The 10,896-nt window shown below is 63.8% G+C and carries 10 protein-coding genes and 1 pseudogene; 1 reads left to right on the forward strand and 10 read right to left on the reverse strand.

Annotation, left to right across the window (positions count from 1 at the left end):
- Nucleotides 1-20: 20 nt before the first annotated feature.
- The 10 genes and pseudogenes from ACW8PS_RS00680 to ACW8PS_RS00725 all read right to left on the reverse strand — a co-directional run.
- Nucleotides 21-146: pseudogene (locus ACW8PS_RS00680) on the reverse strand (sugar O-acetyltransferase); the annotation flags it as partial.
- A 123-nt stretch (nt 147-269) separates the two neighbouring features.
- On the reverse strand, nt 270-1,061 hold the full coding sequence (locus ACW8PS_RS00685; protein WP_491525323.1) for an FAD binding domain-containing protein: 792 nt from the start codon (nt 1,059-1,061) through the stop codon (nt 270-272).
- Between the two features lie 100 nt (nt 1,062-1,161).
- Nucleotides 1,162-3,525, reverse strand: a complete 2,364-nt coding sequence (locus ACW8PS_RS00690; protein WP_491525324.1) for a xanthine dehydrogenase family protein molybdopterin-binding subunit — start codon at nt 3,523-3,525, stop codon at nt 1,162-1,164.
- Nucleotides 3,526-3,594: 69 nt separating this feature from the next.
- Nucleotides 3,595-4,011 carry a hypothetical protein gene (locus ACW8PS_RS00695; RefSeq protein ID WP_491525325.1) on the reverse strand — a complete coding sequence of 139 codons (417 nt, stop codon included), beginning with the start codon at nt 4,009-4,011 and terminating at the stop codon, nt 3,595-3,597.
- Nucleotides 4,008-4,493 (reverse strand): (2Fe-2S)-binding protein, encoded by a 486-nt coding sequence (locus ACW8PS_RS00700; RefSeq protein WP_491525326.1) that lies wholly within the window; start codon nt 4,491-4,493, stop codon nt 4,008-4,010. The genes ACW8PS_RS00695 and ACW8PS_RS00700 overlap by 4 nt, the downstream gene beginning before the upstream one ends.
- A gap of 76 nt (nt 4,494-4,569) precedes the next feature.
- Nucleotides 4,570-5,619 (reverse strand): molybdopterin-binding protein, encoded by a 1,050-nt coding sequence (locus ACW8PS_RS00705; RefSeq protein WP_491525327.1) that lies wholly within the window; start codon nt 5,617-5,619, stop codon nt 4,570-4,572.
- Nucleotides 5,616-6,593, reverse strand: a complete 978-nt coding sequence (locus ACW8PS_RS00710; RefSeq protein ID WP_491525328.1) for an XdhC family protein — start codon at nt 6,591-6,593, stop codon at nt 5,616-5,618. Before ACW8PS_RS00710 ends, ACW8PS_RS00705 begins: the two co-directional genes overlap by 4 nt.
- Complete coding sequence (locus ACW8PS_RS00715) at nt 6,590-7,060, reverse strand: DUF1203 domain-containing protein (protein ID WP_491525329.1); 471 nt, start codon at nt 7,058-7,060, stop codon at nt 6,590-6,592. The genes ACW8PS_RS00710 and ACW8PS_RS00715 overlap by 4 nt, the downstream gene beginning before the upstream one ends.
- 115 nt (nt 7,061-7,175) lie before the next feature.
- The gene (locus ACW8PS_RS00720; RefSeq protein ID WP_491525330.1) at nt 7,176-8,462 is read right to left on the reverse strand and encodes a vWA domain-containing protein; all 1,287 of its coding nucleotides are present in this window, start codon (nt 8,460-8,462) and stop codon (nt 7,176-7,178) included.
- Nucleotides 8,463-8,543: 81 nt separating this feature from the next.
- Nucleotides 8,544-9,443, reverse strand: coding sequence for an AAA family ATPase (locus ACW8PS_RS00725; RefSeq protein ID WP_491525331.1), 900 nt, complete (start codon nt 9,441-9,443; stop codon nt 8,544-8,546).
- Nucleotides 9,444-9,794: 351 nt separating this feature from the next.
- Between ACW8PS_RS00725 and ACW8PS_RS00730 the strand changes: the two genes are divergently transcribed.
- Nucleotides 9,795-10,751 carry a phosphoadenosine phosphosulfate reductase gene (locus ACW8PS_RS00730; protein ID WP_491525332.1) on the forward strand — a complete coding sequence of 319 codons (957 nt, stop codon included), beginning with the start codon at nt 9,795-9,797 and terminating at the stop codon, nt 10,749-10,751.
- The last annotated feature ends 145 nt before the right edge of the window (nt 10,752-10,896 follow it).

Genomic DNA, 10,896 nt, shown 5'->3' on the forward strand with positions numbered 1-10,896 from the left:
CCCCGGATCGCGCGTGGCGACTATCCGATCGGGTGCGCGGGCGATCCTGCCACTGTGACCCCCGCCGCCATATCGCGCGTTACCACCGCGCCCGCGCCCACAATCGCCCCCGGGCCAATGCCCAGCCCCGGCCCGATCATCACATCATCCAGGCAGCAATACCAATCGCCCGCCTGCATCATATGCCGCTCCGTCACAGGAGGCCCGTTCCATAAATAACGCCGGGACAATCTGCCCCGGCGCATCCGCAGATCAGATTGCCTTGCGGTTCAGCCCGACGCCGCCACCGCGCGGCCGGTCAGCACCTTGACCAGATGGGCGCGATAGGCGGACGAGCCATGCATATCCGCCAGCATTCCATCTGATGAAACCGACAGCCCGTCCAAGGCGGCGGCCGAGTAATTGCCCTCCAGCACCGCCTCAGCCGCGCCCCAGCGATGCACGCCCTCCTGCGAGGCACCGGTCACTGCCACGCGGACCGCGCCCGCAAACCGCGCCACAAAGACACCGACCAGCGCAAACCGCGAGGCCGGTTGCAGGAACTTCTGGTAATTCGCCGCCTCGGGCACCGGAAATTTCACTTCCGTTATGATCTCGCCCTCATCCAGCGCCGTGGTGAACATGCCCTGAAAGAAATCATCCGCCGCAATCTCGCGCATGTTGGTGACTACTGTCGCCCCCGAACCCAGAACCGCCGCCGGGTAACACGCGGCCGGGTCGTTATTGGCCAGTGATCCGCCAATCGTGCCGCGATTGCGCACTGCCGGGTCGCCGATATGGCCCGCCAGATGCGACAGCGCCGGATAGCTTGCCGCCGTTGCCGCCGCCACGTCTGCATGGGTGGTGGCCCCCCCGATGCAGATGCGCCCGCCATCATCGGTGCAGATGCCCTGCATTTCGGCCACGCCACCCAGGCTGACCAGAACCGCCGGGGCCGCCAGCCGTTGCTTCATCGTCGGCAGCAATGTCTGCCCGCCGCCAAGCGCCTGTGCGTCATCAGACCCCATCGCCGCCACCGCATCCGCGATGGTGCCGGGGCGTTTCAGCTCGAATTCATACATCTCTTTGTCCTCCCAGAAAAACAGGGCCCTACCCCCATCTTCTTTGTCCAAATACTCAAATCCCCCGCCAGCCGCACAAACCGGCGGCGCGGGCCCGAGATCATCCGTTCATCGCCTCCCAGACCCGTCCCGGGCTGAGCGGCATGTCGATATGGGTCACATCCTTGCCAGCGCGTTGCAGCGCATCAATGACGGCATTGATCACCGCGGGCGGGCTGCCGATGGCCCCGGCCTCGCCACAGCCTTTGACACCAAGCGGGTTATGCGTGCAGGGCGTGGCGCAGGAATGATCGACGTTGAACGATGGCAGATCATCGGCCCGCGGCATGGCGTAATCCATGTAGCTGGCTGACAGAAGCTGCCCGTCGCTGTCATAGACCGCACCCTCCAGCAACGCCTGGCCGATGCCCTGCGCCAGACCGCCATGGACCTGACCCTCGACAATCATCGGATTGATGATGTTGCCGAAATCATCCGCCGCCGTAAAGCTGCAGATCGTGACCTTGCCGGTTTCGGGGTCAACCTCGACCTCGCAGGCATAGGCCCCGGCCGGATAGGTGAAATTCGACGGATCATAGAACGCGGTTTCCTCAAGCCCCGGCTCAAGCTCCTCCAGCGGGTAATTATGCGGCACGTAAGCGGCCAGCGTGACATCGCCCCAGGCCACTGATTTATCCGTGCCTGCGACGGAGAACATGCCGTCCTTCAGCTCGATATCGCCGTCGGATGCCTCCATCAGATGCGCCGCGATCTTCTTGGCCTTGGCGATGATCTTTTCCGTTGCCCGCACCATGGCCGAACCACCGACCGCGATGGAGCGCGAGCCATAGGTGCCCATGCCCATCGGCACTTTGGCGGTGTCGCCATGCACGATCTCGATCTGATCTTCGGGGATGCCGATCATATCGGCCACCACCTGCGCAAAGGAGGTCTCGTGGCCCTGCCCGTGGCTGTGGCTGCCGGTCATCACCACCAGCCCGCCGGTGGCATTGACCCGCACGGTGGCGGATTCGTAAAGCCCGGCGCGCGCGCCAAGCTGCCCCACCAGAGCCGAGGGCGCGATGCCGCAGGCCTCGATATAGGTGTTGATGCCAAAGCCGCGCAGCTTGCCGTTGGCGGCGCTTTGCGCGGCGCGGGCCTCAAACCCGTCGCGGTCGGCCATTTCCAGCAGCTTGTCCAGGGTGGCGTTGTAATCACCAGTGTCATATTCCACCGCCACCGGCGTGGCATAGGGAAATTCGGTGATAAAGTTCTGCCGCCGCAGCGCCACCGGATCGACGCCCAATTCGCGCGCCGCCTTGTCGATGACACGCTCCAGCTGGAACGTCGCCTCGGGCCGGCCCGCGCCGCGATAGGCATCGACGGGCACGGTATTGGTAAAGACCGCCTTGACGTTCACATAGATCAGCGGCGTCTTGTAATTGCCGGCCATCAATATGCCATGCAGCCAGGTGGGCACCGCTGGCGCGAATGTGGACAGGTAGGCCCCCATATTGGCGTAGGTATCGGTGCGAACTGCGGTGAAATTGTTCTCAGCATCCAGCGCCAGATCAATCTTGGTGACGTGATCGCGGCCATGGGCATCGGATATGAACGCCTCGGACCGGGTCGAGGTCCATTTCACGGCCCGGTTCAGCGCCTTTGCCGCAAAGGTGCAAAACGCCTCCTCGGCATAGTGGAAGATCTTTGAGCCAAAGCCGCCACCGACATCGGGGGCCACGACGCGCAGCTTGTGTTCGGGGATGCCAAGCACAAAGGCCCCCATCAGCAGCCGAATCACATGCGGGTTCTGGCTGGTCGTATAGAGCGTGCTGTCGCCGCTGGAGCGATCAAAATCGCCCACCGCCACGCGCGGCTCCATCGGGTTGGCGATCAGCCGGTTATTGACCAGCTCCAACGTGGTGACATGAGCCGCCGCCGCAAAGGCCGCCTCCACCGCCGCTTTGTTTTCCTCAACAAACCCCCAGTCGAAACAAAGGTTCGAATCCAGATCGTCATGCACCTTGGTCGCGCCATCCTGCACCGCCGCCTTCATGTCGATGACGGCCGGAAGCTCCTCGATATCAAGCTCGATCGCCTCGGCGGCATTTCTTGCCTGGGCTGCGGTTTCGGCCACCACGGCGGCAATCGGATCGCCGACATGGCGAACCTTGCCCTGCGCCAGAATCGGATGCGCCGGTTCCTGCATCGGGTTGCCGTGCTTGTCGGTGATCTGCCAGCCGCAGGGTATCCCGCCGACGCCTTCGAAATCAGCCCCGGTGAATATTCGCACCACACCGGGCATCTCTGCCGCCACGCTGGTATCGACCGATTTCAGCCGCCCATGCGCCACATCCGAGCGCAGGAAATGCACATAGGCCTGGCCATGCAGATTGATATCGTCGGTGTAATTGCCTTCACCGGTCAGAAACCGGATATCCTCGCGCCGTTTGGAACTGGCGCCGATGCCGCTGTCTTTGGGCATTGTCATCCTCCCTGATTTCGGCACTTTGGCCGAATGATGCCCCCTGCGCAGATCCGCGCGGGGCCTGGTTTATTTGTTGCCGCCCGGCACCGGAGCCGGTGTCGGATTGGACGGCGCGGTATTATTGGCGACCGGCTGGCCGTTGATCCGGTCGATCAGCGCCTGCACGGTTTCAAGACGGGTGCCGTTTTCGACAATCGAATAGCCCGTCACGGCCGCCACGATTGATCCGGCATCCTCGATGCACACGACTGCCACCTGGGTGATCCCCGGCGGCACGTCGAAGCCATAGACCGAATAGCTGCCCTCGCCGATATCGGGGGTGATGCCATTGGCCTCGAAATGCGCGATCATCGCGGCACGGGCGGAATCGATACACTCGGTTTCAGTGACAAACCCGGTGACATAGCCCGATGAAAACCCCTCTGCCATGGCAAAACCGGGGACCAGAACAGCCACCGACAATGCCAGAATGAAAGGTCTCATGCGGCGGCCTCCGCGGAAGCTCCCTGGCCGCTGGCGGCCAGAATTGCCTTGATGATGTTGTGATACCCGGTGCAACGGCAAATATTGCCCTCCAGATATTCGCGGATCTGGGTTTCGGACGGGGTCGGGTTTTCGGCCAGAAGTGCTGCCGCCGACATCACCATGCCGGGTGTGCAGAAGCCGCATTGCAGCCCGTGATGATCCTGAAAGGCCTGTTGGATGGTCGACAATGTGCCATCCGCATTGGCCATGCCTTCGATGGTTCTGACCTCGGCACCTTCCGCCTCGGCCGCCAGCAATGTGCAGCTTTTCACGGCCTTGCCGTCGACATGGACCACACAGGCCCCGCATTGGCTGGTGTCGCAGCCGATATGGGTGCCGGTCAGGCGCAATCCCTCGCGCAGAAAATCAGAAAGCAGCGTGCGCCCTTCCACGGAACCGGAAACAGCTTTCCCGTTCACGGTCATCGAGACCTGGGTCATGAAAATCCTCCCTTGGCGGTTTGGACTGTATCCAAACACGGAATTGGCCGTGGGCAAACGAAATTTTTTCGGATGGTCAAAAAAGCGGCGACGTGTCGTCCTTCGAATCGCCCGAATCGCCGCCCGCGCGCGGTTGCGGGCGGGTCGGAATCTCCTTGAGCAGGCCGCCCACGGCCATCGCCGCAATGTCCTGATCGGTCACTTTCAGCCCGCAAATCACCCGTTCCAGCACCCAATCTGCGCCATTTAGCGCCGGCGAGCGCGCACATCCCGGCAGGCCGATCACCGGCTTTTCGCCAAGCTGGCCCAGAAACAGCAGATTGCCCGGATCGACAGGCATGCCGAACCGCGTCACCTGCCCGCCTGCCCGGCGCAGCGCGGCGGGGCCGACATCCATCGGGTCAGAGGTGGCCGAGGCGGTGAGAATGAGAATCACCTCTCCCGGTGCCTCGGTGATGGCCTGGGCCAGCCCCGCTTCGTCATGATTGGCAAAATTGCGCGGGGTCAGGCGCATCCCCATCCGTTCCAGGCGCGCGGCGTTTGCGCGGCGGCCCTTGTCAGACGGGGTTTCCGGGCCGAGCAGCGTCTCGATCAATGTGGCCGTCTGGTAAACAGGTGCCAGCACCGTGATCGCGCCCGCGCCGCAGCCGGCCGCGGCCTGCAATGCCTGCTGCGCCACGCCATAGGATATGATCTTGATCGTGGCCAGCATGGCCCCCGCGTCAGACCGGTGATAATCGGGCACTGTGGCGATGGTGATCATCGGATCGACGCCGTTCACCGCCTCGATGGCCGCCACATCGATCCGGACAAGCCCCGGCCGGGTGGCATAGAGATTGACCCGCCCCGCGCCCGCGCCCGATATCCGCACCCCCTGCCCCTCGGGATCCGGCACAATGGCCGTGGCCAAAGACCGCGCCGCGTCATCCTCTGCCACATCAAAGGGATCGAGCCGCGCCACAGTCACCCGTGTCTCGCCCGCGGTGGCCAGATCCCGGATATGGTCGCGGCTCAGCACCGTGCCCTTGGCGATGCGGTAGGGTTTTCCCGTTTTGCCTGTGCACAGCATCGAATGCGCCAGCACCGCACCTTCGGCCTGAGCCAGGGGAACCGCCCCGAACCTCACGCGGGGCCCCGGCGCAGCACTGCCGTCATCTGGGCCAGCACCGACAGCGCAATCTCGGCCGGGCCCTGTGATCCGATATCGAGCCCCACCGGCCCGTGAATGCGCCCGATCTGATCTTGCGAAAACCCGGCCTCGGCCAGGCGCGCCACCCGTTTTGCATGGGTCCGGGTCGACCCCAGGCACCCGATATAGAATGCCGGTGATGCCAGGCCGGCGTGAATGGCGGGGTCATCCAGTTTCGGATCATGGGTCAGGGTCACAAGGGCGGTGCGCGCATCGGGGCGGGCGGCGGCCAGGGCTTCGTCGGGCCAATCCTGCACAATGTCTTCGCCCGGAAACCGCGCCGTAGCGGCAAAGGCCGGGCGCGGGTCGATCAGCCTGGTATCATAGCCCGCCAGCCGCGCCATCGGCAGCAGGGCCTGCGCGATATGGACGGCCCCCACCACCAGCAGGCGCAGGGGCGGGTTGTGGATGACGATGAATTCTTCGCCGTTGAAGCCGGATCTGTCGGCGCGAAACCGGGCCGCAAGGCTTGCATCATCGCCCGCGATCATCCGCCGCGCGCCGGTCCGGGTATTGACGCCGTAAGCCACCGGATCGCGCGCCGCCCGGGCAGCGACCAGCGCCGCCAGCATGGCCACCGGCAGGACCGCACCGACCGGTTCCAGAAAAACCCGGATACGCCCGCCACAGGCCAGGCCCACGGCAAAGGCATCCTCATCCGCAACGCCATATTCCAGCATCTCGGATCGGCCCTCGGCCAGCGCCTCCTGCGCCGCGGTCACCACCGCCCCTTCAACACAGCCACCCGAGACCGAGCCTTCCATATCGCCCGCGCCTGAAATCGCCAGTTGACTGCCAACCGGGCGCGGGGCCGAGCCCCAGGTCTCCACCACGGTGGCGAGAGCCGCGCCCTTGCCCTGGCGGTGCCAGTCCAGCGCGATCTCGGGGATCTGGTCGTAGGAGTGAGTCATTCTGTCTGGGTGATCCGTGTCTGAAAGCAATTGTTGCGGGCCGATCTGACATCAACATAGGCCACCCGCTTGTCGGATAGAACCTCTGTCGCGTAATCCATCAGCCGGTCCTGCGGCACGATCGCTCCGGTGCCGTAAACGATGCGGTTGTCGGGCGAATATCCCTTCAGCAGATAATCCGGCGACATGGTCAGGATCGGCGGCAGCCCGTCGCCCTCCCATGGCGTGCAGCGAGCGGCGCACAGAAAGATCGGGCCGGTTTCAGCATAGGGCTGCAACGCGGGAAAGGGTCGTGCGGCGAGGATCAGCATCCCGGTGCCCGGTGGCACATCCTGCAGGCAGGACCGGCACGGGGTGCCGACACCATCACAAACCCTGCGCTCGGCGGGCTGCCCATTGGCATCCGGGCCACCGGCGCGGACGGTGTCGACAAAGGGCTGGTCATAGGGATGAAATTTCAGGGCCATCGGGCGTCCTCCAATCGGGTGCAGCCTCGCAATTGGCCTCGGCAATCGCCGGAACGCGACCCGGATCGTGCGGATACCCTCTCTTCCGGGCGGCAAGCGCTTTGCAAAGCGCTTGTTACAAGGATTTTCCAAAATCCTTGGCACCCGCCGACAGCATCGCCATCAACCGCGCCTTTTCACCCCGGTCATCGGATCGGCCCAAGGCCTCGGCCAGCCCCTGCAAGGCCGCAATATTATGGCCGGCGCGAAAACTGTCGACATGGGGCAGCATCGCCTTGATGCCCGCGGCGCGGGGCGCGAACCCGTCCCATCGCAGCAGCGGATTGAGCCAGATCAGGCGACGCGCCGACAGATGCAGCCGCTCCATCTGCGCCGCCAGCGCGCCCGGGTCGTCACGGTCCAGCCCGTCGGTGATCAACAGCACCACCGCCCCCTGCCCCAATACCCGGCGCGACCAGTCCCGATTGAAACTGGTCAGGCAGGCCCCGATCCTGGTGCCGCCTTCCCAATCCTGCGCCTGCGCCCCCGCCGCCGCCAGCGCGGCATCGACATCACGCTGGCGCAGATGCCGGGTGATATTGGTCAGCCTTGTGCCAAAGGTGAAGCTGTGGACCTGCGCCCATCCGGCACCTTGCCGGTTCGCCACCGCATGCAGAAAATGCAGCGCCGCGCGCGAATAGGCGGACATCGAGCCCGAGATATCGCACAGGCATACCAGATTGGGCCAGCGGATCCGTTTGGCCTTCATCTCGAAGCGCTGCAATTCGCCGCCACGCCTGAGCGCGGCCTGCATCGTGCGCCGCCAATCGGGCAGCGCGCCATGTGGGGCGGCCATTGTGCGGCGGCTTTGCAGGGGGCGCACCGGCAGGGTCATTTTTGCCAGCAGCCGTTTTGCCTCGGCCATCTCGGCCATGCTCATCTGTTCGAAATCGAGATGTCTCAGCCGTTCCTCGGCGGACATGGTCAGCGTGGCGTCAACTTCAACCTTGGTGCCGTCCTGCTCCTCGCTGCCGATATCGGGCAGGTCGCGATCGACCCCATCGAGCAACGCCTCGGCGGCGCGTTTTTCAGCCGGTTTGGCCACCCGATCCGCGGCCACGCCGTTGATCGCGGGCAGCAGCATCGCCATCATATGTTCCAGATAGCGCGGATCGCGCCAGTAAAGCCGGAAGATCTGGGCAAAGATCACCCGATGTTCGGGCCGCGACGTGAAACAGGCCTGAAGGGTGAAGAAGAAATCGGCGCGATCGGAAAAGCCCGCCGCCGCGACGGCGCGAATGGCATCCAGCACCCGGCCCGGCCCGGCCGGCAGCCCCGCCGCGCGCAACGCCCGTGCGAAATGCGTGATATTGGCAGCAAGCTGCGGCGCATCGGGCAGATCAAGCGGGATATGTTCGGCCATGGATGCCTCGCGGAGATATTCAGAGAACCAGTCGCATATCGACCGGGCCCGGCCTGGCGGCGATGGGGCGGGGCCGCAAAATCACGCTGCCGCCACCTCTGCCCGCACTTCATCAAGGATCCGTTTCGCCTCGGATCCCTGCAATTTCTGAATATCATCCTGATATTTCAAAATGGCCCCAAGCGTGTCGGCGATGACCTCGGGTGACAGCTCGATCATATCCAGCGCCAACAGGCATTTGGCCCAGTCGATGGTTTCGGCCACGCCGGGGCGTTTGAACAGATCCTCGGTGCGCAGTTTCTGGACAAAGCCGACAATCTCGCGGCTCAGCTTTTCGGAGGCTTCCGGCGCGCGGGCCTGCAGGATCTCCATCTCGCGCTCGAAATTCGGGTAATCGACCCAGTGATACAGGCAGCGTCGTTTCAGCGCGTCATGCACCTCGCGGGTGCGGTTCGAGGTCAGGATGACAATCGGCGGCTCGGGCGCATGGATGGTGCCCAGTTCCGGGATGGTGACCTGAAAATCGCTGAGCGCCTCCAGCAGGAAGGCCTCGAATGGCTCATCGGTGCGATCCAGCTCATCAATCAGCAGCACCGGCGCGCCACCGGGCTGCGGACGCATCGCCTGCAACAAGGGCCGCTCAATCAGATATTCCTCGGTGAAGAGCTCGGTTTTCAGCGCATTGCGGTCGGCACCACCGGCCGCCTCGGCACTGCGGATCGCGATCATCTGTTCGGCAAAGTTCCACTCATAGACGGCGCTGGAGGCATCCAGCCCCTCATAGCATTGCAGCCGGATCAGGCGGCGGCCCAGGCTGGCGGCGATGGCCTTGGCGATCTCGGTCTTGCCGGTTCCGGCCTCGCCTTCCAGAAACAGCGGCCGGCCCAGTTTCAGGGACAGAAACACAACCGTGGCCAACGCCCGCCCGCAGATATAGTTCTGCGCCGCCAGCGCGGTCTGCACCTCATCGATTGTCTGCATTCCTGCCCCTTTCACTTACCGCCCCATCAAGGCGACCCGGCGCGCGCGGGTCAAGCCCCGGCGGATGCGAATCTGTTCCGGCACTGGGCGCAGCGCTGCCGCCAGATGCCCTGATTTTGTATTAAGTTTCCCTAAATGGTGATCAATCCCCCCGAGGGCCGACCATTGTTATGCCAGCGGGTCCGGAAGCGCAAAATAATGCCCGAAAATCTTGTGGATTTGGCCCATTCGCCGCGTTTTTGTGCCATAATGCAGCGCCATAACAACCAGGGATCCGACCCCCGGCCCTGACCGACCCCTACCTGACCGGCCCCGCCCCGCCCTGCAAGACGAGACCTGACAATGAACGACATGACTGCTGCCAACACATCTGATCGTCCAAGCCGCTCCGACTGGCAGGCCCGCATGGGCGAGATCGGCAAGATGCACGGGTTTTTCGAACACCTGGGGCGGGATCACTTCGCGCTGTATGTCCAGGAGGGCAATACGCTGCTGGTCAGCTTCGATGAGATCGACCGCGTGATCGCCAAGGGTGACGGTGCTTTGCCGGTCGGGTTCGAGGCGGTGAAGAAACGCGAATGGTCGATGCTGAGCATCCTGGCCGATGGTCGCACATGGTTCCGGGACGCGGGGCTTTACCGGTTTTTCGACAAGCTGACCGATGAAGGGTTTTTCGACAGTTTTGATCAGGTGATCTTTCTGGGGGCCGGGCCAATGTGTGGCCATGCGGCGGCGGCCTTTTCGGTGGCAGCACCAGGGGCAAAGGTGCTGGTTCTGTCACCTGCTGCAACGCTTGACCGTGAGGCCGCCCCGTTCGAACTGCGGTTCCGCGCTGCCTGGCGCAAGGATTTCAACAGCCGCTACGGATATGCGCCCGATATGATCGACGGCGCATCGCAGACCTTTGTGATCTACGATCCGCTGGAGGTGCTGGATGCCGCCCATGCAGCCCTGTTCCGTTCCAAAACCTGCCAGCGGCTGCGGTTTCGCGGCGGCGGCGCGTCGATCCTGTCGCTTTTGGAGCCGCACAGCAATCTGGACCGCATCCTGAAGGCCATTGCCAATGACCGGATGACGGATCTGCGCTTTTCCCAGATCATCCGGCGCCTGCGGCAAAGCGATCGCAGCTATCTGGGGCGGCTTCTGGCACGGGCCGAGGATCGCGGCGGCGCGCGTCTGGCCGCCATTGTCGCGCGCCGCGCGCTGACAGCCACGGGGGCCGCGCATTTTGCCCGCCGCCTGTCGGCCCTGGAGGCGCAGCTGGCAGACTCACGCCAAGGCGCGCCGGTGGCCGTGGCAGGGGAATAGTTCAAGGGGCTGACCCAGATAACTCAAAAAAGGGGTTATCATGGGCCGTATGCGAAAGAGCCGACTCAGCCACTATAAACAGGACCGCCTAACCGAGCATTTTGTGATTACGCAACCTGTTGTCTGGAAATTCGGATTTGGGCTG

The organism is Alterinioella sp., assembly GCF_058343375.1.

Coding starts and splice junctions, on each gene's coding strand:
- ACW8PS_RS00685 (WP_491525323.1), bottom strand. CDS start 1,061: ATGTATGAATTCGAGCTGAAACGCCCCGGCACCATCGCGGATGCGGTG.
- ACW8PS_RS00690 (WP_491525324.1), bottom strand. CDS start 3,525: ATGCCCAAAGACAGCGGCATCGGCGCCAGTTCCAAACGGCGCGAGGAT.
- ACW8PS_RS00695 (WP_491525325.1), bottom strand. CDS start 4,011: ATGAGACCTTTCATTCTGGCATTGTCGGTGGCTGTTCTGGTCCCCGGT.
- ACW8PS_RS00700 (WP_491525326.1), bottom strand. CDS start 4,493: ATGACCCAGGTCTCGATGACCGTGAACGGGAAAGCTGTTTCCGGTTCC.
- ACW8PS_RS00710 (WP_491525328.1), bottom strand. CDS start 6,593: ATGACTCACTCCTACGACCAGATCCCCGAGATCGCGCTGGACTGGCAC.
- ACW8PS_RS00715 (WP_491525329.1), bottom strand. CDS start 7,060: ATGGCCCTGAAATTTCATCCCTATGACCAGCCCTTTGTCGACACCGTC.
- ACW8PS_RS00720 (WP_491525330.1), bottom strand. CDS start 8,462: ATGGCCGAACATATCCCGCTTGATCTGCCCGATGCGCCGCAGCTTGCT.
- ACW8PS_RS00725 (WP_491525331.1), bottom strand. CDS start 9,443: ATGCAGACAATCGATGAGGTGCAGACCGCGCTGGCGGCGCAGAACTAT.
- ACW8PS_RS00730 (WP_491525332.1), top strand. CDS start 9,795: ATGACTGCTGCCAACACATCTGATCGTCCAAGCCGCTCCGACTGGCAG.